Origin of the sequence: Inquilinus sp. CAU 1745, assembly GCF_039839375.1 — a bacterium.
Taxonomy (GTDB): Bacteria; Pseudomonadota; Alphaproteobacteria; order DSM-16000; family Inquilinaceae; genus JBDOQU01.
The window spans coordinates 201,285-226,210 of the sequence record NZ_JBDOQU010000006.1 but is presented as its reverse complement, the minus strand read 5'-3'; the positions used below and the strand labels follow the sequence as shown (position 1 = coordinate 226,210).

General features: G+C 65.8%; 24 protein-coding genes. 16 read left to right on the top strand and 8 right to left on the bottom strand.

Features of this window, described 5'->3' with window-relative positions:
* Positions 1-57 precede the first annotated feature (57 nt).
* Positions 58-1,152 (bottom strand): methylmalonyl Co-A mutase-associated GTPase MeaB, encoded by a 1,095-nt coding sequence (meaB, locus tag AAFN89_RS09955; protein ID WP_347538568.1) that lies wholly within the window; start codon positions 1,150-1,152, stop codon positions 58-60.
* 54 nt (positions 1,153-1,206) lie between these two features.
* Here meaB and AAFN89_RS09950 point away from each other — a divergent pair, with 54 nt between their 5' ends.
* Both AAFN89_RS09950 and AAFN89_RS09945 read left to right on the top strand, forming a co-directional pair.
* On the top strand, positions 1,207-1,641 hold the full coding sequence (locus AAFN89_RS09950) for a YbaN family protein (RefSeq protein WP_347538566.1): 435 nt from the start codon (positions 1,207-1,209) through the stop codon (positions 1,639-1,641).
* Between the two features lie 38 nt (positions 1,642-1,679).
* Positions 1,680-1,850, top strand: a complete 171-nt coding sequence (locus AAFN89_RS09945; RefSeq protein ID WP_347538564.1) for a hypothetical protein — start codon at positions 1,680-1,682, stop codon at positions 1,848-1,850.
* Between the two features lie 39 nt (positions 1,851-1,889).
* Here the strand turns inward: AAFN89_RS09945 and AAFN89_RS09940 are convergent, their stop codons facing one another.
* Positions 1,890-2,927, bottom strand: coding sequence for a hypothetical protein (locus AAFN89_RS09940; RefSeq protein ID WP_347538562.1), 1,038 nt, complete (start codon positions 2,925-2,927; stop codon positions 1,890-1,892).
* Positions 2,928-3,180: 253 nt separating this feature from the next.
* Entirely contained in the window at positions 3,181-5,034 is a 1,854-nt protein-coding gene (locus AAFN89_RS09935) for an ABC transporter ATP-binding protein/permease (protein WP_347538560.1), read from the bottom strand.
* Positions 5,035-5,150: 116 nt separating this feature from the next.
* On the opposite strand from AAFN89_RS09935, the gene AAFN89_RS09930 reads away from it, so the two are divergent.
* Both AAFN89_RS09930 and AAFN89_RS09925 read left to right on the top strand, forming a co-directional pair.
* The gene (locus AAFN89_RS09930; protein ID WP_347538558.1) at positions 5,151-5,423 is read left to right on the top strand and encodes a BolA family protein; all 273 of its coding nucleotides are present in this window, start codon (positions 5,151-5,153) and stop codon (positions 5,421-5,423) included.
* A 176-nt stretch (positions 5,424-5,599) separates the two neighbouring features.
* On the top strand, positions 5,600-5,896 hold the full coding sequence (locus AAFN89_RS09925) for a ribbon-helix-helix domain-containing protein (protein WP_347538556.1): 297 nt from the start codon (positions 5,600-5,602) through the stop codon (positions 5,894-5,896).
* On the opposite strand, the gene AAFN89_RS09920 is transcribed toward AAFN89_RS09925, so the two are convergent.
* The 4 genes from AAFN89_RS09920 to AAFN89_RS09905 form a co-directional block, all read right to left on the bottom strand.
* The gene (locus AAFN89_RS09920) at positions 5,869-6,471 is read right to left on the bottom strand and encodes a DUF2889 domain-containing protein (protein WP_347538554.1); all 603 of its coding nucleotides are present in this window, start codon (positions 6,469-6,471) and stop codon (positions 5,869-5,871) included. The two genes, AAFN89_RS09925 and AAFN89_RS09920, sit on opposite strands and share 28 nt — an antisense overlap.
* Before the next feature lie 51 nt (positions 6,472-6,522).
* The gene (locus AAFN89_RS09915; protein WP_347538552.1) at positions 6,523-7,821 is read right to left on the bottom strand and encodes an HlyC/CorC family transporter; all 1,299 of its coding nucleotides are present in this window, start codon (positions 7,819-7,821) and stop codon (positions 6,523-6,525) included.
* A 19-nt stretch (positions 7,822-7,840) separates the two neighbouring features.
* Positions 7,841-8,953: a 3-dehydroquinate synthase gene (gene aroB / locus AAFN89_RS09910; RefSeq protein ID WP_347538550.1), complete on the bottom strand. Its 1,113-nt coding sequence runs from the start codon at positions 8,951-8,953 to the stop codon at positions 7,841-7,843.
* A gap of 63 nt (positions 8,954-9,016) precedes the next feature.
* Positions 9,017-9,583 (bottom strand): shikimate kinase, encoded by a 567-nt coding sequence (locus AAFN89_RS09905; protein ID WP_347538548.1) that lies wholly within the window; start codon positions 9,581-9,583, stop codon positions 9,017-9,019.
* A gap of 164 nt (positions 9,584-9,747) precedes the next feature.
* On the opposite strand from AAFN89_RS09905, the gene AAFN89_RS09900 reads away from it, so the two are divergent.
* The 4 genes from AAFN89_RS09900 (at position 9,748) to aceB (ending at position 14,561) form a co-directional block, all read left to right on the top strand.
* The gene (locus tag AAFN89_RS09900; protein ID WP_347538545.1) at positions 9,748-9,942 is read left to right on the top strand and encodes a hypothetical protein; all 195 of its coding nucleotides are present in this window, start codon (positions 9,748-9,750) and stop codon (positions 9,940-9,942) included.
* A gap of 162 nt (positions 9,943-10,104) precedes the next feature.
* Positions 10,105-11,115: a site-specific tyrosine recombinase XerD gene (gene xerD / locus AAFN89_RS09895; RefSeq protein WP_347538614.1), complete on the top strand. Its 1,011-nt coding sequence runs from the start codon at positions 10,105-10,107 to the stop codon at positions 11,113-11,115.
* A 284-nt stretch (positions 11,116-11,399) separates the two neighbouring features.
* Positions 11,400-12,617, top strand: a complete 1,218-nt coding sequence (locus tag AAFN89_RS09890; RefSeq protein ID WP_347538543.1) for an NAD-dependent epimerase/dehydratase family protein — start codon at positions 11,400-11,402, stop codon at positions 12,615-12,617.
* A 327-nt stretch (positions 12,618-12,944) separates the two neighbouring features.
* Positions 12,945-14,561, top strand: a complete 1,617-nt coding sequence (gene aceB / locus AAFN89_RS09885; protein ID WP_347538541.1) for a malate synthase A — start codon at positions 12,945-12,947, stop codon at positions 14,559-14,561.
* A 124-nt stretch (positions 14,562-14,685) separates the two neighbouring features.
* Here aceB and AAFN89_RS09880 read toward each other — a convergent pair whose 3' ends face one another.
* The gene (locus AAFN89_RS09880) at positions 14,686-16,371 is read right to left on the bottom strand and encodes a VWA domain-containing protein (RefSeq protein WP_347538539.1); all 1,686 of its coding nucleotides are present in this window, start codon (positions 16,369-16,371) and stop codon (positions 14,686-14,688) included.
* Between the two features lie 185 nt (positions 16,372-16,556).
* Between AAFN89_RS09880 and AAFN89_RS09875 the strand changes: the two genes are divergently transcribed.
* The 8 genes from AAFN89_RS09875 to AAFN89_RS09840 all read left to right on the top strand — a co-directional run bounded on the left by AAFN89_RS09875 (position 16,557) and on the right by AAFN89_RS09840 (position 24,811).
* Positions 16,557-16,784, top strand: coding sequence for a Flp family type IVb pilin (locus AAFN89_RS09875; protein ID WP_347538537.1), 228 nt, complete (start codon positions 16,557-16,559; stop codon positions 16,782-16,784).
* Positions 16,785-16,912: 128 nt separating this feature from the next.
* The gene (cpaB, locus tag AAFN89_RS09870; RefSeq protein ID WP_347538535.1) at positions 16,913-17,857 is read left to right on the top strand and encodes a Flp pilus assembly protein CpaB; all 945 of its coding nucleotides are present in this window, start codon (positions 16,913-16,915) and stop codon (positions 17,855-17,857) included.
* A gap of 13 nt (positions 17,858-17,870) precedes the next feature.
* Complete coding sequence (locus AAFN89_RS09865) at positions 17,871-19,235, top strand: type II and III secretion system protein family protein (RefSeq protein WP_347538533.1); 1,365 nt, start codon at positions 17,871-17,873, stop codon at positions 19,233-19,235.
* Positions 19,236-19,248: 13 nt separating this feature from the next.
* Positions 19,249-19,905 carry a CpaD family pilus assembly lipoprotein gene (locus AAFN89_RS09860; RefSeq protein WP_347538531.1) on the top strand — a complete coding sequence of 219 codons (657 nt, stop codon included), beginning with the start codon at positions 19,249-19,251 and terminating at the stop codon, positions 19,903-19,905.
* Positions 19,906-19,931: 26 nt separating this feature from the next.
* Complete coding sequence (locus tag AAFN89_RS09855; RefSeq protein ID WP_347538529.1) at positions 19,932-21,143, top strand: hypothetical protein; 1,212 nt, start codon at positions 19,932-19,934, stop codon at positions 21,141-21,143.
* On the top strand, positions 21,143-22,822 hold the full coding sequence (locus AAFN89_RS09850) for a CpaF family protein (RefSeq protein WP_347538527.1): 1,680 nt from the start codon (positions 21,143-21,145) through the stop codon (positions 22,820-22,822). The genes AAFN89_RS09855 and AAFN89_RS09850 overlap by 1 nt, the downstream gene beginning before the upstream one ends.
* Before the next feature lie 13 nt (positions 22,823-22,835).
* Entirely contained in the window at positions 22,836-23,837 is a 1,002-nt protein-coding gene (locus tag AAFN89_RS09845; RefSeq protein WP_347538525.1) for a type II secretion system F family protein, read from the top strand.
* Complete coding sequence (locus AAFN89_RS09840; RefSeq protein WP_347538523.1) at positions 23,834-24,811, top strand: type II secretion system F family protein; 978 nt, start codon at positions 23,834-23,836, stop codon at positions 24,809-24,811. The genes AAFN89_RS09845 and AAFN89_RS09840 overlap by 4 nt, the downstream gene beginning before the upstream one ends.
* Positions 24,812-24,926 lie beyond the last annotated feature (115 nt).

Sequence of the window (24,926 nt, the reverse complement as noted above, 5' to 3'; positions counted from 1 at the left end):
CAAGATTATTTGACCGGGTACAAATGGTGTATCGGGGGCGGTTCGTCAAGGATGCCTTCACGTTTCATCCCGACGGTCGTCCTTCGAGAGAAAGCAGTCGAGAAGCCGCCGGGCCGCTTCCGTGGGTGCGATGCGCCCCCCGGTCACCTCGCGCTCCATGTCGGCGAGTTTCGCGCGGACGCCCGGATGGCCGGCGAAGGCGAGGCGCAACCCGTCCTCGATCGCGCTCCACAGCCAGGCGCGGGCCTGGTCGGCGCGGCGGCGGTCCAGCGCGCCGGTCTCCTCCATCAGCGCCCGGTGATCGCCGATCGCGGTCCAGACCGCCTCCAGCCCGCGATCTTCGGCCGCCGATATCTGGAGGATCGGCGGACGCCAGGGCGAGGACCGGTCGCGCAGCAGCGCCAGCGCGTGGCGATACTCGGCCGCGGCATGGTTGGCCTGGGCCTTGAGGTCGCCGTCGGCCTTGTTGACGATGACGATATCGGCACGCTCCACGATGCCGCGCTTGATGCCCTGAAGCTCGTCGCCGGCGCCGGGCTGCAGCATCAAAAGGAAGGTGTCGACCATGTCGGCGACCGCCGTTTCGGACTGGCCGACGCCCACCGTCTCCACCAGCACCACGTCGAAGCCGGCCGCCTCGCAGGCCAGAAGCGCCTCACGCGTGCGGCGGGCGACGCCGCCCAGCGTCCCGCCGGAAGGGGAAGGGCGGATGAAGGCGCGGCCGTCGCGGGACAGAAGCTCCATCCGCGTCTTGTCGCCCAGGATCGACCCGCCGGTGCGGACGGAGGAAGGATCGACCGCCAGCACCGCCACCCTTCGCCCGGCCTCGATCAGCCGCAGGCCGAACCGTTCGATGAAGGTCGATTTGCCGACGCCGGGCGAGCCGGAGATTCCGATCCTGACCGCGCCGCCGGCATGGGGCAGCAGAAGGCGCAGCAAGGCTTCGGCGTGCGCTCTATGGTCGGCGCGACCGGATTCGATCAGCGTGATCGCCCGCGCGAGCGTCCGCCGGTCACCCTGCCGGATGGCGGCGGCGCGGGCCTCGTCATCCGGTACATCCGGCGATGCGTCCGGGGCGGTGCGTGCGGCGTCGTTTGCGATGGCGTCGGATTCCGATATCGGTATGGTGCGACGGACCACATTATCAATCACGGCCGATCCCGGCCAAGCCTTCCCGCGACGCGACACCCCAGGACCCCATACCCCATGGACGGACGCGACCCTCCGACGCCCCCGTCGAACCCGGAGCCGGCCTCCCGCCACGGCCGGCTGTCGCGCGCCGGCTTCAACCTGCTGGGCTGGATCTTCGTCTGCGTCGGGTTCGTGGGCGTGGTGACGCCGGTCCTGCCGACGACGATCTTCCTGCTGATCGCGCTCGCCTGCTTCGCGCGCGGGTCGCCCCGGTTCCACGATTGGCTCTACCATCATCCGAAGCTGGGGCCGCCGCTCCAGGCCTGGCGGCGGCACGGCGTCATCCGCCCCCGCGCCAAGGCGACGGCGATCGCGATGCTGGCCGTCAGTCTGGTCGCGACCGCCATCCTCTCCGGCACGCCCTGGGCTCCGATCCTGCTGGCGCCGCTGCTGGCGGCGGTCGCGCTGTTCATCCTGACCAGACCCGGAAGCGCGCCGAAGGGGGAGTGACTGAAGACGCCGAGACACCAACGGAGGATGGCCCCAACATGCAGCATCTAGACCGGAAGGCGCGGCGGGAACGCCTGCATCGCGATGCACTGGAAGCCTGGGTCGATTTCCAGCAGACCAATCTTCACGCCACGGCGGAGAAGGTGGATGCGTGGCTCGTCCGGCTTGAAGAGGGCGATGATGTGAAGCCGCCGGTGTGCCACGCTTGATCTAGTCGCGGCGAGTGGTTCACCAAACAGGGCCCAAGCCTAGGAAAACCCGAGCGTCTTGTCAGGTGGGGTAGCTTGGCTCTTGGATATTCTGAACTGATAATAGGGCATGTTTCCTGGAATCTTAGCTTCTATGAGCTTCCAGATTCCGGCCATCAATTTGGCCACTCTCCCCGAAAGATCGCCGCCGCCGGTGCTCCCCTTGATCCATGTTCCCGAGGGATCTGCCAACCTCAAATGTTCTACCAAAGTTAGTGCTATCCCCGGCTTGATGTGGGGTCCCCAGAAAACCTCTTCTGACGCCGTCTTCCGAAGTTCTGCCGGCGGCATTTTGTCGATACTGTGCTGGGTGTAGGATTTTCCGATCTCCTTGTAAGCTGTGTAAGTGTATGTTTTTGACCATCCGTCCGATTGATATTTTACTTTGAGGCTATTTGAAGGAAACCCATACCAAGCGGTATTCAGAGAGTTACTGAACGTCTGATTTGCAGAGTAGCTCACCCAATCATCGAAACTGATCCACCCCACTTCCAATAGTTTGCTGTCGCCGAAATATTTAGGTTTACCGCTTGCCACCCCTCCGGAATTTGCGCTGACAACCGGCTTTCCTTTTACGTTTAACTTGTAAAAAACGAAATCTATATTACCAAAATTCGTAAAATCTCGCTCGCTTGTATTGATTTTTATTCCTCCCAATGCGTCCAGAATATCTTTGAATTTTACATCTTGAAGGCGAACGCTGTCCAATGGCAGCTTCGCGATTTCTGTCTTCCCGCTGCGAGAAGCAATTAGCTTGGCAAGCTCGAATAGAGAAAGCATCGCCGCATCCCCATTTTTCACGCCGCCATGCGTCTTGGTCTTTCCTTTAATGGCGTGCCACCCGCTATTCTCGGCGTCGGAAGAACGGTGCTCAAGCATCAACGGCAACGCCTCGAACTTGTTGACGAAATTCTTCTCGTCTTCAGTTAGATTCATTGCCCTCAGTTTCTTCAGGTTGGACTCCGACGCCCCTACAATGTCTACTCCGATCGTCGACTGCGTGATCGCGTCATAAGCCGCTTGCTCGCGTACGTTCATGATGTCCTCCTGAGCCCAATGCGATTACAATATCGCGCGGTACGTGACGGTCGCACAGTCGAATATAAGCAGGCTGTGTGCGGGCAAGGACGATCCTTGGCCTCACCGAATATAGAGGCCTGCGGTCTGTCCAACCTTTAACCCTGCAGACTTCACTGGCGCGACACTTGACGCCGGTCGAACGTTCCACGGTGTGTTCTGCGGCGATTTGCTTCCATGTCTTGGGCGTTCGTCACGGTAAGGAAGCCGGCTTCTAGACCGGGCTGTGCGCCGGGATGACGGGGCCGGGGCCAGCCGCCGCTTCCTGCTGGCGACGCCAGAGGGCGGCATAGGGGCCGTGGGCGGAGAGAAGGTCGCGATGGCGGCCGCGTTCGACGATTCGGCCTTCCTCCAGAACGATGATCTCGTCCGCGTCGATGACCGTCGACAGGCGGTGGGCGATGACCAGCGTCGTCCGCCCTTGGGAAACCTCCCTCAGATTGGCCTGTATCTCCCGCTCGGTATGGGTGTCCAGCGCGGAGGTCGCTTCGTCGAACAGCAGGATGGCGGGGCGCTTCAGGATCGTCCGGGCGATGGCGACCCGCTGCTTCTCCCCGCCCGAAAGTTTCAACCCGCGTTCGCCCACCTTCGTTTCGTAGCCATCGGGCAGCGTTTGGATGAAGCCGTGGATTCGCGCCAGCCGGGCGGCCTCCTCCACCTCCTCCCGCGTCGCGCCGGGGCGGCCATAGGCGATGTTGTAGTAGATCGTGTCGTTGAACAGCACCGTGTCCTGCGGGACGATTCCGATCGCCGACCTGAGCGAGATTTGCGTCACGTCGCGGACATCCTGCCCGTCGATCAGGACCGCGCCGCCATTCACGTCGTAGAAGCGGAACAGCAGGCGGCTGACGGTTGACTTGCCCGCGCCGGTCGGCCCGACGATCGCCACCGTGCGGCCGGGCGGTACGGTGAAGGAGACGCCCTTCAGGATCGGCCGGCGAGGGTCGTAGCCGAAATACACGTCATTGAAGGCGACCGACCCGCCGGCGATCGAGAGCGCGGGCGCGCCGGGCTTGTCCTCCACCTCGGCATCCACCTCAAGCAGCCTGAACATGGCGTTCATGTCGACCAGCCCCTGCTTGATCTCCCGATAGACGAAGCCGAAGAAGTTGAGCGGCTGGTAGAGCTGGATCAGGTAGGTGTTGACCAGCACGAAATCGCCGACCGTCATCGTGCCGGCGACGATCCCGCGCGCCGCCATGTACATGATCAGCGTGAGGCCGGTCGAGATGATCGCCGCCTGCCCGATGTTCAGCATGGAGAGCGAGGAGCGAGAGCGCACGGCGGCATGTTCGTAGCGCCGCATGGCGCCGTCGAAGCGGTCCGCCTCATGCGCCTCGTTGCCGAAATACTTCACCGTCTCGTAATTGATCAGGCTGTCGATCGCCTTGGTGTTGGCGTCCTCGTCCGTCTCGTTCATCTGGCGGCGGAACTTCAGCCGCCATTCGGTGACCCACATGGTGAAACCGATATAGCCGACGACCGTCACCAGCGTGACCAGCGCGAACCAGATGTTGAACAGCCCCCAGAGGATGCCGGCGACCAGCAGGATCTCGAACAGGGTCGGCAGGATGTTGAACAGCATGAAGGACAGCATCGTCTCGATCGCGCGGGTCCCCCGCTCGATGACGCGCGACAGTCCGCCGGTCCGCCGTTCCAGATGGAAGCGCAGCGCCAGCGTGTGAAGATGCCGGAAGATGTTGAAGGAGGCGCGCCGTATCGCGCGCTGCGCCACCTTCGCGAACACCGCGTCCCGCAGTTCGGAGAATCCGAGGCTCAGCACGCGGGCCAGCCCATAGGCCAGGATCGCGCCGACCGGCACGATCAGCGCCAGCGACTGTTCGGGAGCCTGCCCTGCCGCCTGCCCGGGCGTCAGCGCGTCGACCGCCTGCTTGTAGAAGATCGGGATGTAGACGTTGGCTATCTTGGCCGCGATCAGGAACGCCATGGCGATGACCACGCGCGCCTTCATCTCCCGCCCGTCCTTGGGCCAGAGGTAGGGGGCGAGCGTGCGCAGCACCCCGAAATCGGTCCGGGCGGCGCTGGCGGGGGGAGAAGTTTCGGTCATGGTCGCTTCGGGCAAATTCCTATGGATACCCTGTCAAGTCCAGCATGACGGTTTCCCCGGCCGCGCGGATCGGGCATTCATCGGGACATGACGGAACCTGTTCGAAGGAAATGACAATGAGCGTTGCCGACAGCATCCGGCGGAAGCTGACCGAAGGGCTGGCGCCCCTTCATCTGGAGATCATCGATGACAGCCATCGGCATGAAGGCCATGCCGGCCATGATGGCAGGGGAGAAAGCCATTTCCGCGTCACCATCGTCTCGACCGCCTTCGAGGGCCGCTCCAGGGTCGACCGGCAGCGCCTGGTCTATGGCCTTCTGGCCGAGGAGATGGCCGACCGAATCCATGCGCTGGCGCTGGTGACCAGGACGCCCGACGAACAGCGTTGAACAAAGGACGAGGGCGGCGAAAAGACAGCCATGCTCTTGATTGCAACTTTAAAAAGAAAAACTAATCGAATTTTTGATTTCGGTTGAAACGGAGAAAGAGAGGGGTAAAGTCCGTCGAAAGTTAATTAGAAATCGAGATGGCTTGTGCTATCGGAACGTGTAAGGTGAACTAGCCGATGCCCAGTTCCCTCAAGTGCCGGAACATCACTTTGCTGGACGCGCGGGAAGGAGCGCCGAAACGGACCAGCATCAGGCTGGAGCCCTATATGTGGAGCGCGATGGAAGATATCTGCCGCCGGACGGGACGCACCATTCACCAGTTCTGCCAGGATGTAGACCGGGTGCGCGGGCGTTCCTCGCTCACCGCTGCGATCCGGGTGGCGATCCTGGCCTTCTATCGTGACACGGTGGAGGAGCGGGAGATTGACGAGCGCCGGACCCGGCGTCAGTCGGCGTCCCGGTCGCCGGTGTAGAAGGCCGTCCACAGCCGCCGGGCGATCTCTCCATCGCTGGCGAAGGCGTGGCAGGAATTGAGCAGCGGGGGCGGGCGATCGCCGGCCGAAGGCGGCGAGGGCGGGCCGGACGTGGCCGTCTTTCCTTCCGCCGCCGCACGCTCCCGCGTCAGGACAGGATAGATGGTCTGGAAGGCGGTGGTGGCCATCGGCCCCAGCAACTCGACCAGATGGGTGCATCCATGGACCCCACCCAGCCGCTCCTTCACCTGCCGGGTGAAGCCGGCCTTGACGCGCAGGCCGACGAGCCGCTGGAAGGCGGGTGCAATGGATCCGCACACGCCATAGGGCGCGGCGTCGGTCGCCGCCTCGACCTCCAGGATGGTAAAGCGATCATCCAGCGTCAGCCGCAGCCGCATATCGTGAAGCGGTATGCCGGGCTCGATGCGGCCCCGGTGTTCGTTCTCGAACGCGTAGGCCTTGACGTCCGTCATATGGCCCTCGACGTCCCACAGCCCGTCGGCGCGGCGATAGCCGCGGCATTCGACATGACGCGTGTGGAGGGGCTCGCGCTCGGCCGGGGGTGAGAGGGGCATGGTTGCTTTCCGTTTACGTAAACGTAAGAGTGCGCCGCCGACCAGGAACGGTCAACCTTGCTCCGCGGGCTCTTCGGTCTCCGCGTCCTCTCCGGGCGGAGTGACGCGGATCGACATGATCTGGTTGCGCTGGCGGCGCAGGATCTCGAACCGGAAGCCGTAGAAGGTGAAGGTCTGCCCGACCTCCGGGATGCGCCGCGCCTCATGCAGCACCAGCCCGGCCAGCGTCGAGGCATGGTCGTCCGGCAGCCGCCATTCGAACTGGCGGTTGAGGTCGCGCAGCGTCACCGTGCCGTCGATGATGAAATCGCCGACGGGCTGCGGCCTGACGCCGGCTACCTGGACATCGTGCTCGTCGGTGATGTCGCCGACGATCTCCTCCAATATGTCCTCCAGCGTCACCACGCCCTGGAGGCTGCCATATTCGTCGACGACCATGGCGAAATGCTCCCGCCGGTCGCGGAAGGCCTGAAGCTGGTCCAGAAGCGTGGTCGAATCCGGGATGAACCAGGGCTTCCCGGCGATCTCCAGAACGTCCAGCCCCTCGACGCGTCCCTCCCGCTGCTGGAGCGCGCGCAGCAGATCCTTGGCGTGGAGGATGCCGACGATGTTGTCCGGATCGCCCCGCCAGACCGGAATGCGGGTGAAAGGACTCTCCAGCACCGCCCGCACGATGTCGGCCACCGGCTCGTCGGCGTCGATGGTCGCGACATTTCGGCGGTGGATCATGATCTCCGACACCTCGACATCGCCCAGATCGAGGATCGACCGCAGCATCGCCCGCTCATGCTGGGTCTCCTGCTCCGGTCCCCGGTGAAGCTCGATCGCGCCACGCAGCTCCTCGATATGGCTGCCGACGGCCATCCCCGACCCGTGGGCGCCGAACAGCCGGAGGATCAGCCTGACGATCAGGTTGATCAGCGAGACGAGGGGCGACAGCAGAAGGATCAGCGGCCTGAGGAACGGCGCGACCGCCAGCGCGGCGCTTTCCGAATGGCGGATCGCATAGGTCTTCGGCAGGACCTCGGAGAAGACGAGGATGGTCAGCGTCATGACCAGCGTCGCCACCGGCACGGCGGCTTCCCCCACCAGGACCAGCAAGGTGCTTGTCGCCACCGACGAGGCCAGGATGTTCACCAGATTGTTGCCCAGAAGCAGCGTGCCCAGCAGCTTTTCATTGTCGCGGCGCAGCAGGTTGACCAGGCTCGCTCGGCCCATCCCTTCATTCTCCAGCTGATGCATCCGGGCGCGGCTCGCGGCCGTCAGCGCCGTCTCCGAACCTGAGAAGAACGCCGACAGCAGCAGGCAGGCGAGGATCAGGGCCAGGCTGATCGCGATCGAGACGTCCATCGGTTCGGGACTCCCTTCGTCAGGCGGCGACGGCGTCGTTCAGCAGCATCGCGACCTCGGCGGGGTCGACGCTCCTGTCGATGAAGCTCCGGCCGATGCCATGGGCCAGGATGAAGGTGACCGTCCCCTCCTGCACCTTCTTGTCTTTCGACATGTGGGCCAGGAGCGCCCCGGCGTCCCAGGGCTTTCCGCCGATTCCCGGCAGCGCCACCGGCAGCCCGACGGACGCCAGGTGCCGGCGCAGCCTGTCCGCGTCAGACCGGGGGCAGAGGCCAAGGCGCGCCGACAGGTCGAAGGCCAGGACCATGCCCAGCGCGACCGCCTCGCCATGCAGCAGCGCGTCGCCGTAGCCCGTCTCGGCCTCCAGCGCATGGCCGAAGGTGTGGCCGAGATTGAGCAGCGCCCGGCGTCCCTGCTCGGTCTCGTCGGCGGCCACCGTTTCCGCCTTCGCCCGGCAGCTTTCGCGGACCGCATGGATAAGGGCCGCCTTGTCGCCGTCGAGAGCGCGGGCGCCGTTCTCCTCCAGCCAGGCGAAGAAGTCCGGCCGGTCTATCGCGCCGTACTTCACCACTTCGGCATAGCCGGCGAGGAGTTGGCGTCGCGGCAGGCTGTCCAGCAGGTCGATGTCGGCCAGGACCAAGCGCGGCTGGTGGAAGGCGCCGATCAAATTCTTGCCGTGCCGGCTGTTGATCCCGGTCTTGCCCCCGACGGCGCTGTCGACCTGCGCCAGCAGCGTCGTCGGTATCTGGATGAGGGGCAGGCCGCGAAGGGCGGAAGCGGCGGCGAAGCCCGCGAGGTCGCCCACGACCCCGCCGCCCAGCGCGATCACCGTCACCGACCGTTCGATGGTGAGCCCCAGCAGCCGGTCGTGCAGGTCGCCCAGGCAGGCCCAGCTCTTCGATCCCTCGCCGGCGGGCACGACCAGCCTGTCATGGCGGATGGCCTCGCGATCCAGCGCCGCCTCCAGTCGCGGCAGGTGCAGGGAGGCCACCGTCTCGTCGGTGACGATCACCGCCCGTTTCGACGGCAGCGCCGGCGCGATCAGCGCGCCCGCCCGGTCGATCAGGCCGCCGCCGATGAGGATGTCGTATCCACGCCCGGCGAGCGCGACGCGAACGGTTTCGTGGGACATGGGCCAGCTCGATTGAAAGGGTTTAGGAAACGGTGAACCTATCGCGGAAGCGGGGCCGCCCCGTCAACCGGCAGCCGCCGCGCTGCTTTCCGCCAGATAGAGGTCGATCGCATCCAGCGCGATATCGACCGTGTGATCAAGCGGCGCGTCACGGCTGTCGATGACGATATCGGCGCGGGCATAGACCGGGTAGCGGATGTCGATCAGCTTCTGCAGCACGGCCGCCGGATCGTCCCGCTTCAGGAGCGGCCGGTTGTTCCGCCTCGATGTACGGGCCAGAAGCACCTCCAGATCGGCTCTCAGCCACAGGGAGATGCCGTTCTCCGCGATGCTGGCGCGGGTGTCGATGTCCATGAACGCGCCCCCGCCGGTCGCCAGGACGTGCAGCGGGCCGGTCAGCAGCCGGGCGATCACCCGCCGTTCCACGTCGCGGAACGCCGGTTCGCCGTAAAGCTCGAAGATGTCCTCCACCGTGCAGCCGGCGGCCCGCTCGATCTCCTGGTCCGCATCGACGAAAGGCAGGCCCAGCCGGTGGGCGAGCCGCCTTCCGATCGCGCTTTTTCCGGCACCCATCAGCCCGACCAGCACCAGGCTGCGCGGCAGGTTGGAACGAGCGGAAATTCCGGTCATGACCGACCCTTCCGCCGGCCCGGCCGGCGGTGGACGTTTGGGTGTGAGCGCCTTAAGATCGCCATGTCGAAGCCATAGCATACTTCGCTTTCGCAATCCCATCACGCTGGGGCCGTCCACCGGCCCCGGCGCTTGTCCCGGCCCGATATAGAACGGTTCCACTCTTGGCACGCTCCCGCAACCGATCAGTCTTCTCCCAGGGGCCGTCGCGCGGCGTCGGCGCCCGCCTCACGCAGTTCTTCCTGGTGCTGATTGCGCTCGTCATCGTCGGCGGGGTCGTCTTCCTGGGATTCTGGGATCTTCAGCCGCCATCGGAAATGGTGGAGAAGGTCATTCCGGACGAGAGCCTGCCCCGCTGATATTTGACCGGCCGGGCCGGGCTCGCGCCCACATGTCGCGGGGCGTGAGGCTGGCGCTTTCCGCCGTCATGGAGTATCCGGTCCCTCCGGCGCCATCCTCGCTCCGGACGCAGATGTTCCGGCTCCGTGGCCGGCTCCTTGGAAAGCTTGAGTAGCAAGACAATGTCGACGACGACGCCCCGGCGCGGCCGGCCGAGAAAGCCGAAGCCGGCGCCGTCTCCCCAGGTCGAGGCATTCCTGGACATGCTGACCGCCGAACGGGCGGCGGCGGCGAACACACGGCAGGCCTATCAGCGCGACCTGGCCGACCTCGTCCTCTTCCTCTCCGGCCGGGGATGCGCGCTGGAGACGGCCTCCACCGACGATCTGCGCGGCTATTTCGACCATCTGGCCGCCCAGCCCGGCGCGCGCGCGGCCTCGACGGCCGTCCGCACCGTGGCGCGAAGGCTTTCCGCCGTCCGCCAGTTCTACCGATTCATGACCTCCGAAGGGCTGAGGGCCGACGATCCTTCCTCGACGATCGACAGTCCGAAGCTGGGCCGCAGCCTGCCCAAAATCCTGACGGAGGAGGAGGTGGAGCGTCTGCTCGCGGAAGCCACCGCCCGCGCCCGCGATCCCGACCGGGCGCCGGAAGGCATCCGGCTGGTCGCCCTTCTGGAGACGCTCTACGCCACCGGGCTGCGCGTCAGCGAGCTGGTCGGCCTGCCGCGCACCGCCATCGTCCATGACCACCGTTTCCTGATGGTCCGCGGCAAGGGCGGCAAGGAACGGATGGTGCCGCTCAGCGAGCCGGCGCGGGAAGCGCTGGACGCCTATCTGAAGGTGCGGGGCCATTTCCTGGTTTCGGGGCGGGAAGCCAAGCAGCAGCCCTGGCTGTTCCCTTCCCGCATCGCGCGCAACGGCTACCTGACCCGCCAGCGTTTCGCGCAGTTGTTGAAGGAACTGGCCCAGGAGGCGGGGATAGATCCGACGAAGGTCAGCCCTCATGTGCTGCGCCACGCCTTCGCCACCCACCTCCTGACCCATGGCGCCGACCTTCGTGCCGTCCAGAAGATGCTGGGCCACGCGGACATTGCGACCACCCAGATCTACACCCACATCCTCGGCGACCGGCTCACGCGGACGGTGGAGGACCACCATCCCCTGGCGAGGCGCGCGCGGAAGTCGGCGTGATAAACCCCTCACCCTCCCGCTTCGCGGGTCCCTCCCTCTCCCACAAGGGGCGAGGGTGAAGTTGTGAGCAACCGGAAAGAGGGGTGACAAGTTAGCCCTCTCCCCTCGTGGGAGAGGGTTGGGTGAGGGGGTGGTTTTTGTTTCATTTCTATTTCTCAAATATTTCTCTGCCATATCATTCCCATGAATATTTCACGTCCACTGTAACAGTTCATTGTTGACGCTGTTTTCACTGTGATAACCGGACTCCCGTAGCCTCACCTTCAAGAGAATGGCGGCGGGTCATGAATATTCTGGTTCTGGGCGGCGACGGTTTCTGCGGCTGGCCGACGGCGCTGCATCTTTCGGCGCACGGCCATGAGGTGACGATCCTCGACAATCTGTCGCGCCGGGCGATCGATATCGAGCTGGAGGCGTCCTCCCTGACGCCGATCCGGCCGATGGGCACGCGGCTGGCGGCGTGGCGGGAGACGACGGGGAAGCCGATCGCCTTCCACAATCTCGACCTCGCGCGCGATTATGACCGGGTCCTGGATCTCCTGAAGGCGCTGCGGCCGGACGGCATCGTCCATTTCGCGGAGCAGCGGGCCGCGCCCTACTCCATGAAATCCAGCCGTCACAAGCGCTACACGGTCGACAACAACATCAACGCCACCAACAATCTGCTGGCCGCGATGGTGGAGGCGCGGGACGCGACGGGTTGCGATCCCCATCTGGTGCATCTGGGCACCATGGGCGTCTATGGCTATGGCGCCCATGGCGCGCCGATACCCGAAGGCTACCTGCCGATCAGGGCGCAGCGCGCGGACGGGGAATGGGCGGAATTGGAGATACTGCATCCGGCCAGCCCGGGCAGCGTCTATCACATGACCAAGGTGCTCGATCAGCACCTCTTCCTCTACTACGGCAGGAACGACCGGCTGCGGATCAGCGACCTGCACCAGGGCATCGTCTGGGGCACCCAGACGGCGGAAACCAAGCGCGACGATAGGCTGATCAACCGTTTCGACTATGACGGCGATTACGGCACGGTCTTGAACCGCTTCCTGATGCAGGCGGCGGTCGGTCATCCGCTGACGGTCCACGGCACGGGCGGGCAGACGCGCGCCTTCATCCACATCCAGGACACGGTGCGCTGCATCGACCTGGCGCTGGCGAACCCGCCGGCGGAAGGCGAGCGGGTGATGATCCGCAACCAGATGACGGAGACCCATCGAGTCCGCGACCTCGCCCGCATGATCGCTCGGCTGACCGGCGCCAGGGTCGATTTCGTGGACAATCCGCGGGTCGAGGCGGCGGAGAACGAACTGGAGGTAGAGAACCGACGCTTCCTCGATCTCGGCCTCGACCCGGTGACGCTGGAGGACGGGCTGCTGACGGAAGTGTTCGAGATCGCCCGCCGCTACGCCGACCGCTGCGACCTCTCCCGCATCCCCTGCCGCTCCCTCTGGCGCACGACTCCGCCCGCGGAAACGCTGAAAATGGTGGCGGCTGGGGAGTAGGGACAACCCGCCCCCTCACCCAACCCTCTTTCGTCATTCTGGACTTGATCCAGAATCCATAGGCTTTCGCCGCGACGCATGGGCGCGACCGGCCGCGAAGATGCATGACAGGGCCGCCGTGTTGGGATATTATTCCTCAACGATGATTGGCTCGATTCCGCGAAAAGCCGACAAAAGCCTACAAAAGCCCACATAAGAAAAAAGCCGATCGAGGGACGGGAGGTGAGGGGGTGTCCTCCCCTCCGGCGTTGACATGGCCGGTCCTGACGCTTTTATCTATTCCGCATCGTGAAAGTCATTTCCACGAAATCGGAAAGAGGAAGCGCCATGACCGCCAGCAGCCTGCCGTCCCTCCCGGGAGTCGAGATCAAGGGCGACGCCGTGCCTGGGGTCGAGGCCGTCCTGACGCAAGACGCGCTGGCCTTCATCGTCGAACTGGAGCGGACTTTCGGGGCGGAGCGGGTTCGTCTGCTGAAAGCGCGAGAGGAAAGGCAGGCCCGGATCGAAGCCGGGGAGAAGCCCGATTTCCTGGCGGAGACGAAGCCGGTGCGCGACGCCGACTGGACGATCGCTCCGCTGCCGGCGGACCTCCAGGACCGGCGGGTGGAGATCACCGGGCCGGTCGACCGCAAGATGGTCATCAACGCGCTCAATTCCGGCGCGTCGGTCTTCATGGCGGATTTCGAGGATTCCAGCACCCCCCTCTGGGCGAACCAGATCGAGGGGCAGGTCAATCTGCGCGACGCGATTGTCGGGACGATCGCCTTCACCGACCCGAACACCGGCAAGGACTACGCGCTGAAGGATGAGACGGCCGTGCTGAAGGTGCGCCCGCGCGGCTGGCACCTGCCGGAGGCCCATCTGCTGGTCGACGGAAGGCCGATGTCCGGCGCGCTGTTCGATTTCGGGCTGTTCTTCTTCCACAACGCCAGGGCGTTGCTGGCGAAAGGTACGGGGCCGTATTTTTACCTGCCGAAGATCGAAAGCCATCTGGAGGCCCGGCTGTGGGACAAGGTTTTCACCCATTCGGAGAAGGCGCTGGGCGTGCCCCATGGTACGATCAAGGCGACGGTGCTGATCGAAACCATCCTCGCGGCGTTCGAGATGGACGAGATACTTTATGAGCTGCGCGACCATTCCGCCGGCCTCAATTGCGGGCGGTGGGACTACATCTTCTCCTACATCAAGAAGTTCCGGAACGATCCCGCGACGCTGACGCCGGATCGGGCGCTGGTCACCATGACCGCGCATTTCATGCGGTCCTACAGCCTGCTGTGCATCCGCACCTGCCACCGGCGGAACGCGCCGGCGATCGGCGGCATGGCGGCCAACATCCCGATCAAGAACGACGCGCAAGCCAACGAGGCGGCGATGGCCAAGGTTCGCGCCGACAAGGAGCGGGAGGCGACGGACGGCCATGACGGCACCTGGGTCGCCCATCCGGGGCTGGTGCCGATCGCGCGCGAGATCTTCGACCGCATCATGCCCCCGCCCAACCAGATCGACCGCAAGCGGGAGGACGTCTCCGTCACGGCGGCGGACCTGCTGAAGGTTCCCGAAGGGCCGCGGACGGAGGCGGGGCTGCGCCAGAACGTCGCCGTCGGCATCGGCTATCTGGAGGCCTGGCTGCGCGGCGTCGGCTGCGTGCCGCTGTTCAATTTGATGGAGGACGCCGCGACGGCGGAAATCTCCCGCGCCCAGATCTGGCAGTGGCTGCATCTGGGGGCGTCGCTGGAGGACGGGCGGCAGGTGACAACCGGCCTGCTGCGCCGGACGGTGGAGGAGGAGCTTGAAGCCTGGCGCGCCCGCGTTGGCGACGAAGCCTTCACCGCCGGCCGCTACCGCGATGCCGCCGCCATGTTCCGCGACCTCGCCGAAGAAACCGACTTCGCCGATTTCCTGACGCTCCCCGCCTATCAACGCGTGGTGGCCGAGGGCGGGTGAGCCGCACGAAAATACCACCCCCACCCCGACCCTCCCCCGCAAGCGGGAGAGGGAGTTTGTTTGACGGCGCCGATAGCCCCCTCTCCTGCTTGCGGGAGAGGGGGTTGGGGGTGAGGGTGGTTGGTTATTGCGCGATGCGCAGGTTCGCCAGTTGGCCGGCGATGGTGCGGAAGACGTCGGAGAGGTCTTCGCCTTCGGGATTGTCGAAGAAATGGGCGGGGGTGGTCGCGCAATCCTCGAAGGTGTCGCGTGCTTCCTGGGCAGCAACGTTGGTTTTCTGCTCAGGCAGTTCGAACGTGATCGTGTAGATGATGATATCTTCGACCTTCATGGCATCGCAGATTTCCAGCGTCCGCTCGTTCAACTCGCGCCGCGCCTGATTGCGGCTGTCGGTGCCCAGAGTTTCCGCACTGATCCGCTGGTAGGCCGCGAAATCGGTGTCGCTGCTGTGCGGTCCCCAAAGCTGGTTCATCCCGTCGGTCAGGATAACGACCGCCTTGTCGATCAACTCTACCTCATAATCCAGCGGCAACTCGTCGGGAGTGGGGGCACCCCACAGACCCCGCCACTTAGGGGACAGAACGCGCCAGCCCCAGACAAGGCCGACATTGCTGGTGGTGCCGCCCCGGTGCCAGGAATCCATCTCGTCGATCGCATCCTCCACAGCGGAGCGGGCGGCAACTAGGGACGTGATCTCCGGACCACAGCCGATATTGGGGCCTCTTCCATTGTTGGAGGTGGTGTTGAGCGCTTTGCCTTCCCTGACGCCGTCAACCGCATAGTTGTTATCGTGATCGGGATCTGGGTCCGACGGAGCATACATCGGCGTGAACGGGTATACCGAAGGCGGGGCGTCGGTGGAGTCCTGGCGCGGTAGGCCGTAACCGTCGTCCCAGCGCGCCTCTACGCAGCCCTTCCAGCCGCTCGGGACATAATCCTCGTCGCCACCGGGATCGTTCGGCATCATTGAGTAGTCCAGCGCATCGAGATAACCCGGAACCAGCCAATCCGTCCGTTCGTGCCCGATATTGACGGCGGCGGTATAAGGCACGAGGCCGACCCAGAAGTTCGGAATCTCCTCCTTGTCCCCATAGAGGGTGGCAACTAGTTCATGGGCTGCCTCCTTCATGTCGTCTATTCGGGGGTTGGGGTCGCCGTTCTCATACATGGAACCAGTGATATCCATCACCAGCACCAGTTCCATGCCCCGGTCGGCGCGCTCCACCGTGCTGCTGGCCGCCACGGTCACCGTGTCGATGCCCAGCACCCGCATGAAGGTGGTGTCCAGGACGGCGCTGGCGGAGACGGTCAGCGACCTATCATCGGGCTGCGCCGGCGGAACCGGACCTAGAGTGATCTCCGCGCCCATGAAGCCTTGGGGGATGTTGGCGTCGAAGAACTTCTCGATATCGTCGTATCGATCATCGTCGAAGAACACCCGGCCGCCGGCCAGGGCGGCGGCGTCCAGCGCCTGGGACAGGCGGGCCTTCACGTAATAGCCGCGCGCCGTGTCGATCGACAGGCCGACGAAGCCGACCAGTGGGATGATCATGGCCGCGACCAGCGCGGCCGCGCCCGCCCGGCGATCAAGGGCGAAGCGGCGCAGGAAGCGGGAAATCGGGTGAGGGATCGAGCGCGAGGGCATGAAGGCGGGGCGATCTTGACGGCCGGCGGCAGCAAGACGATGCAGCGATGCTGGTTGAGGAATCATTAAAGAGGCGAAATCGGGCGACGAAAGAAAGTAGTTCGAATTTCGTAGCAAAATGGTTGGGCGATGGTGGCGTTTTAAGAGATCGTCAACTTCCTTCACTTATCCATGGTCGCGGAAAAGAGGGCCGTCTTTTCCGCAGTCATGCCTTTCAAAGAATAAGCATGAGATAATGTGCGTCATGGAGAGTCGAAAGATCGGCAGTTGCTTTTTGATATTAACGGCCGATTAAGGAAGTCGGGTTTTAGATGGTCGGGTTCGTGCCCAATCCCAGGAGGGGTTTCCCCATGTTTTCTGTTGTTCGCCGTTTCATCAGGAACGAGTCCGGCGCCACCGCCATCGAATATGGCCTGATCGCCGCCCTCGTCTCCGTCGCCGCCATCTTCGCTTTGACCGCCATGGGTGGCTCATTGGAGGGAATGTTCCAGACCGTTTGTGAATCGCTGGAAGGTGCCATGGCGGGCGGTGATCCCGCTAGCTGTGCCGCTCCGGCGGATGATCCAGCCGGGGTCTAGTAGCAGCACATAAACTTCACGCTGTACCGCAGAGAATGATCGCCTTTCGGCAGCCCTTGTCGAAGGGCGATCTTCCTCGGCTGGACTGAATAGTTCTCCGCGACCTTCGCAACTCCGGGAGTTGCTTCATGTCCGCCCGCAAGCTGATCCTGCTTCTGATCGCGCTGGTCATCGCCGGCGGCACGTTTCAGTTCGCGCGGACCTTCCTTTCCGCTCCTGAGCCAACGCCGGCCGCTCCGGTCACGGCCGATGCGCCGCCGCCCGCGCCGTCCTACCAGATCCTGGTCGCCGCGTCGGACCTGCCGATGGGCACGCTTGTCGCGCCGGATCATCTGCGCTGGCAGCCCTGGCCCGAAGGGCAGGGGGCGCCAGACGCCTATGTTTCCGACCAGGGTCATACCATCGATGAATTCAGCGGCGCCGTCGTCCGCCAGGGCCTGCGCGCCGGCGACCCGATCACGCCCGGCCGCCTCGTCAAGCGGGGGGAGCGGGGATTCCTCGCCGCCGTGCTGACGCCCGGCATGCGCGCCGTCACGGTGCCGATCACCAGCGTCACCGGCCTCGCCGGCCTCGTCTTTCCCGGCGACCGGGTGGATGTCATCCTGACCCACACCCTCCAGCAGCCGGACGCCGCGGTGGTGGCGATCCGCCGGGCCAGCGAGACGGTGCTGACCAATGTTCGCGTGCTGGCGATCGACCAGCGGGTGGACGACCAGACGCCCCAGCCGACGGTCGGCGAACTGGCGACGCTTGAAGTCACGCCCGACGATGTCGAACTGATCACGCTGGTGTCGGAGATCGGCCAGCTTTCCCTCAGCCTGCGCAGCCTGATCCCAGCGCCCGAGGCCGATCCGGCGGCGAGCCTGATCGCCGCGATCGACTACAAATCCCATTCCGCCGGACAGGCCGCCGAACAGACCGTCCTCGACCCGGCGACAGGCGGCATCGGCTTCACCTGGGACAGCGATGTCAGCGCGCTTCTGCCGCCGCCGCCGGTCGCGTCGGCCGCGCCATCCCGTACTGTCCAGGTGATGCGCGGCGGAACGCCCGCCGAACCGAAGATCTTCGATTAGGATCACCCCGCCGATGGCGCGTTCCCTTCGCATCCTCGCCGTCCGCATCGCGGCGTTAACCTTAATCTGGCTAGGGCTCGCCGTCGGCGCCTCGGCGCAGGAGATCGCGCTGGAGTTGAACAAGGGCGATCTTGTCCGTCTGCCGGAGCCGGCGGCCGCCGTCTTCATCGCCAATCCCGCCATCGCCGACATCCAGGTGATGGCCCCCAGCCTGGTCTATGTCTTCGGCCTCGGCGTCGGGGAGACCTCGCTGTTCGCGATCGGCGAGGATGACGAGGTGCTGGTCGACCGGCCGGTCGTCGTCACCCACAATCTGGACAGTTTGCAGGGGGAAATCGACGCCCTGCTGCCCGAGGCGGCGATCAGCGCCCGGTCCGTCCAGGGCGGCATCCTCTTGACCGGACAGGTCGCGTCGGCCGCCGACGCGGAGGACGCCCGGCGGCTGGCCGCGCAGTTCATCGGCGAGGGCGCGGATATCATCAACCGACTGACCGTCAACGCGCCCAGCCAGATCCAGCTCCGCGTCCGGGTGGCGGAGGTCAGCCGGACCGTCAGCAAGCAGTTCGGCGTCAATTGGGAGGCGCTGGGCACCGTCGGCAACTTCACCTTCGGCCTCGCCCAGGGCGCGGACATCAACATCGTCGACGGCGTCGTTTCGCGGGTGGGACAGGGATCGAACCTCTATACCGCCTTCAACAGCGGCAGCCTGGACGTCAACGGGCTGATCGACGCGCTGGAGGAGGAGGGGCTGGTCACCGTGCTGGCCGAACCGAACCTGACGGCGATGTCCGGCGAGACGGCCAGCTTCCTCGCGGGCGGTGAATTCCCGATTCCTCTGGTCGATGATGAATCGCTGACCGTCGAATACAAGGAATTCGGCGTCTCGCTCGCCTTCACGCCGACGCTGGTCGGCGACGGGCGGATCAACCTTCGCGTCCGGCCGGAGGTCAGCCAGCTTTCCTCCGCCGGTGCCGTGGTGATCGACGGGCTGGAGATTCCGGCGCTCACGACGCGGCGGGCGGAGACGACGGTGGAACTGGGCAGCGGGCAGAGCTTCGCGATCGCGGGGCTGCTCCAGAACAACAGCAACCAGAGCATCGCCCGCTTTCCGTTCCTGGGTGATCTCCCGGTGCTGGGCGCGCTCTTCCGTTCTACCTCGTTCCAGCGGGACGAAAGCGAGCTGGTCATCATCGTGACGCCCTATCTGGTGCGGCCGGTGTCGACCGATCGTCTGGCGATCCCTCAGCAGGATCTGCTGCCGCCCAACGACGCCGACCGGCTGCTCAACGGCCGCTTCGTCGGCCACGCCGCCGCATCGGCCGGCGGCGAGGGCGCACCGGTGTCGCTGGTCGGGCCGGTCGGGTTCATCCTGGAATAAGAGACGACGGATCATGAACGCTCACATCCAGAGAAGCCGGCTGCCCGGCATCGTCGCGGCGCTGACCGGACTGCTGGCGCTGGCCGCCTGCGCGCCGCCGCCGACGCCCACAGCCGTCGCGTGGGAGGCGCCGCGTCCGGTCGTGCGGACGATGGAAGTCACCCACGCCGTCCGTTTCGCGCCCTCCGCCACCGTGCTTTCCGCCGACGAGATGGCGGCGCTGGCCGATTTCCTGGCCGGGCATGACCCGAGCCTGGAGGACGAGCTGGTTGTGGAATATCCGGTCGGGGTCGCCAGCGCGCTCGCCTCCGGCCGGGCGCGGGCGGTGACGGAGTATCTCTCCTCGAAAGGCTTCGCGCCCCGGCTGACCTCCTACCCAGAAAGCGACCCCAACGCCGTCCGTGTGGCGATCCGCACCATGGTCGCCGCCGCGCCGCAATGTCCGACCTGGGGCGAAAGCATCGCGGAAGGCTATCTGAACAACCCGTCAGGGCGTCTCGGCTGCATCACGGCCGGCAATCTCGCGGCCATGATCGCCGATCCTCACGACCTGCTGGTCGGCAGCGCCCCCGGCCCGGCAGACGCCGAAAGGCTGGCGCTGGGCGTCGCCCGGCAACGCGCCGGCGGCGCGGTGGAACTGGCCGCCCCGACGGCGGCGGGCGGGGAATGATGGCCAGGGCGGCAACCGGAGCCGCGATGCGGACAGACAATTCCGCCAGGGCCTCCATCCACGCCGAATTCATGGCGTTCCTGATGGATGAAAGCAGCGCCCAGGCGGCGCGCGACCTCGCGCGGGCGCGCGGCTGGCCATCATCTGTCGTCCAGCGCTACCTGTTGGAGGATGTGGTCGAGATCATCGACGGGACCCACGCGCCCCGGATCATGGTGGTCGATATCGACGAGACGGAGGATCCGGTTTCCTCCATGGCCGCGCTCGCCATCCGCTGCGGCAAGGAATGCCGGATCGTCGGCGTCGGCTCCACCAACGATGTGATCCTCTACCGGCGGCTGAAGGAGGCCGGAGCCCACGATTACCTGGTGAAGCCGCTGGAGGCGGACCTGCTGCGGCAGGTGCTGGCGGCGGCGGGGAAGGCGAGCGCGACCCCGGAAGCGGGGGAGGTCGGGTCGCTGACCTTCGTGATCGGCGTGCGCGGCGGTGTCGGCGCCAGCACCATCGCCGTCAACACGGCCTGGCTGATGGCCCATGAGCATGAGCGGCAGACGGTGCTGCTGGACATGGACCTTCAGTTCGGCACCGACGCGCTGGCCCTGGACCTGGAGCCGGGGCGCGGCCTTCGGGAGGCGCTGCAGAGCCCGGACCGCGTGGACCGGCTGCTGATCGCAAGCTCGCTCGCCTCGGAAAGCGAACGGTTCTGCGTGCTGGGCGCGGAAGAGCCGCTGGAGGACCCGATCCAGTTCGACACCCGCGCGGCGGAGGCGCTGATCCGCGAACTGCGCGGCACATTTGCCAATGTCGTCGTCGACATGCCCCGCGCGCTCCTGCCGCTCCATCGCCGGCTGCTGATCGGCGCGGACAGGGTGATCCTCGTCTCCGACCTGTCGCTCGCCGGCATCCGCGACACCAGCCGGGCGCTGGCGGCGGTCGACGCGCTGGGCGGCGACGCCAGGGTCATGCCGGTCGTCGCGCGCGTCGGCAAGGAACGCCAGCCGCAGATCGACAAGGCCGCCTTCGAGAAGGGGATCGGCCGCAAGCTCGCGGCCCTCGTGCCGGAAGATTCCAAGGCGGTGCGCCAGGCGGCCAACGCCGGCAAGGCGCTGGGCGCGGTCGCCGCCGCCGCCGCCGCGACCAGGGCGCTGCGCGGGCTGGCGCAGGAAATCGCGGGCGCGGCCCCGCCGAAGAAGAGCCCGCTCTCCTTCCTGAAGCGCAAGAAGAAGGCGAAGGGCTGATGTTCCGGCGTTCCGGCGGAGAGGAACCGGCGGCGGCGGTGAGCGGCCCCGCGCCCGTCGATCTGGCGGACGGGCTGATCCCTGATCTGCTGCCCGGCCTGGATCTCGCGGCGCTGGCGGGCCTGTCGCGGGCCGATCTGGCGCGGGAGATCAAGGCGTCGGTCGCGGCGCGGCTGGGCGGCCGGCTTGCGTCGATGAACCTGCTGGAACAGCGCGACCTTGTCGCCCGCGTGGTCGACGCGGTGGAAGCCCAGATTCCCGACAATCCCGACCCGACGCCCGCCGAACCGCCTTCGGCGGAAATCGCGCCGTCGCCCATGGTGGATGTCGCCCCGCCCACGCGGCCCAAACCGTCGTTGAGCAGCCTGGACGAACAGGTCGCGGCGGAGGTCTACCAGCTTCCGGCCCGCGGATCGGCCAACGAAACTAAGGTGCGCGAGGCCAAGGCGCGGCTGGGCGATCTGCTGATGGAGCGGATCGACGCCACCGCCGCCGCCGCCATGGAGCGGGACGAACTGGAGCGGGAGATCGCCGACATCGTCGCGGAGCTTCTTGTCGAACAGAAGATCCAGCTCAACCTCGCGGAACGGCAGACTTTGGTCGACCGGCTGCTGGACGACATGCTGGGGCTGGGGCCGCTGGAGCCGCTTCTGGAGGATGAGTCGATCACCGACATCATGGTGAACGGCCCGCGCCAGGTGTTCGTAGAGCGCAAGGGCAAGTTGACGCTGACCGGCGTCCATTTCCGCGACAACGCCCATGTCATGGCGATCGCGACGCGCATCGTCACCCGCATCGGCCGCCGAGTCGATGAAAGCACTCCTCTGGTCGACGCAAGGCTGGAGGATGGCAGCCGCGTCAACATCATCATCCCGCCGCTGGCGATCGACGGGCCTTCGATCTCCATCCGGAAATTCGCGAAGAAGAAGATCACTCTCGATGTCATGGAGCGGCAGGAGAACCTGTCGCCGGCGATGGCGACGGTGCTGAAGATCGCCGCCCGGTCGCGGCTCAACATCCTGATCTCCGGCGGCACCGGCTCCGGCAAGACGACCCTGCTGAATGCGCTTTCCCGGATGATCGACACGACGGAACGGATCGTCACCATCGAGGACGCGGCCGAGCTGCAATTGCAGCAACCCCACGTCGTGAGGCTGGAGACGCGGCCGGCGAACCTGGAAGGGCAGGGCGAGATCACCATGCGCGAGCTGGTGAAGAACGCCCTGCGGATGCGCCCCGACCGCATCATCCTGGGCGAGATCCGGGGATCGGAGGCGCTGGACATGCTCCAGGCCATGAACACCGGCCATGACGGCTCGCTCTCCACCATCCACGCCAACCGCCCGCGTGAGGCGCTGACCCGGCTGGAGAACATGGTCGGCATGTCCGGCATCAACCTGCCGGCCAAGGCGGTGCGGACGCAGATCGCCTCGGCGGTCGACATGATCGTCCAGATCAGCCGGATGCGCGACGGCGTGCGACGCATCACCTATGTCAGCGAAGTGGTCGGCATGGAAGGCGACATCGTCACCATGCAGGATCTGTTCTGGTACGAATATGTCGGCGAGAAGCCGAACGGGATGCTGATCGGCGATTTCAAATCCGCCGCCATCCGCCCCCACTTCACCCAGCGCGCGGCCTATTACGGGCTCGATGCGGCGCTGATGGAATGCATGTGACGGGGCGGGCGGCATGACCCTGACCGACGCCTCCCTGTTGCCGCTCGCCATCGTCTCGGCCGGCGGCATCCTCCTGATCGTCGTCCTGTTCATGGCCTTCGCGGGCGATCCCGCGACCTCCGGCGCGGTCGTGAAGAAGCGGCTGGCGCGGGTCGGTCGGGCGGAGCGGTCCCGGTCCGGCGGACGGGCGGGCGGCGGTATCCGCCGCTCGACCCAGGACAGCTCCATACCGACGCTCGACCGGCTCCTGAAAGCGCTGCTGCCGAAGCCGGAGAAGATGCGGCTGAGGCTGGCGCGGACGGGGAAGAAGATCACGCTTTCCGAATATGTGCTGATTACGCTGATCAGCCTGGGCGTGCTGGGCTCCGCGCTCGTCCTGCTGTTCGGGCTCGCGCCGGTGCTGGGTATCCCGCTCGCGGTCATCGGCGGGCTGGGGCTGCCGCACATGATCGTCGGCTGGATGGGCGGTCGCCGGATCAACAGGTTCCTCAACGACTTTCCGGAAGCCATCGACCTCATCTGCCGGGGCCTGCGCTCGGGCCTGCCGGTATCCGAATCGATCACCGCCGTGGGGCGGGAGATGGCCGACCCGATCGGCGTGGAGTTCCGGGCCATCTCCGACAGCGTGCGGCTCGGCCAGTCGCTGGAGCAGGCGATGTGGGACGTGGCCCGGCGGCTCGACTGTCCGGAGTTCAAGTTCCTGATCATCGCCATGGCGATCCAGCGTGAAACCGGCGGTAATCTCGCCGAAACGCTGGCCAATCTAGCCGACCTCTTGCGCAAGCGCCGGCAGTTGAAGCTGAAGATCAAGGCGATGTCGTCCGAAGCGCGGGCCAGCGCCTGGATCATCGGGTCGCTGCCTTTCCTGATGTTCGCGATCCTGATGTTCCTCAGCCCCGACTATGTGATGGACCTGTTCCACGATCCGCGCGGGCTGATCATGGTCGGGATCGGGCTCGGCTTCATCGTGGTCGGCGTGCTGATCATGGCGAAGATGATCCGGTTCGAGATATGAACCGCCTCGACGCCATGCTCCGTCCCTATGGGATCGGCGGCCAGGACGCGATGGCCTTCCTGGCGGCGCTGGGCGCGGTCGCCGTCGTGGCGCTGATCTGGATGGCCTTCATGGACCGCGACCCGCTGCCGGGCCGGCTGAAGGCGCTGGCCGAACGGCGGGAGGTGCTGAAGAAGGGGCTGACCCGCAGGACCCGCCGGGAACGGACGCTGGCCCGCGACGGCTTCGTCGCCACGGTGGTGGCGCGGCTGAGGCTGGCGCGCGGCAAGACCGCCAGCGCGGCGGCTTCCCGGCTGGCCCAGGCCGGCTGGCGGTCGCGGGAGGCGCTGACCGCCTTCCTCTTCGCCAAGGCGGTGCTGCCGCTCACGATCGCGGCCCTGTCGGTCCTGCTGATCTACGGCGTCACCCTGCCCTTCAACGACATCCAGGCGCTGCTGGCGGCGATGGTCGCGATCGTCGTTGGCGCCTACACGCCGGAGATCTTCGTCAAGAACGCGATCCAGAAGCGGCTGAAGGCGATCCGCAAGGCGCTGCCCGACGCCTTCGACCTGATGGTCATCTGCGCCGAGGCGGGCTTGAGCCTGGACGCCGCGCTGGAGCGGGTGGCGCGGGAAATCGGCGAAAGCTGCCCTGAACTGGCGGACGAGATCGGGCTGACGGGGCTGGAGCTTGGTTTCCTGCCGGAACGGTCGAAGGCGCTTTCCGGCCTTGTCGACCGGGTGCGATTGCCCGGCATAAAGGCGCTGATCTCCACCCTGCAGCAGACCGAACGCTACGGCACGCCGCTCGCCCAGTCGCTGCGCGTGCTGTCGGCGGAACTGCGGAACGAACGGATGATGCGGGCGGAGGAGAAAGCCGCCCGGCTGCCGGCGGTCATGACCGTGCCGATGATCGCCTTCATCCTGCCGCCCCTCTTCATCGTCCTGATCGGCCCCGCCATCCTCCGCACGATCGATTCGCTGAGCGCGATGTAGGCCCTAAGCAAGCGTCGTCATGCTGGACTTGATCCAGCATCCATGCGGCGTCGATGGCGGACGAGACCGCGTCCGGTCCTTCACCGCCGGTGAAGCGGGATCGGCCTATGGATTC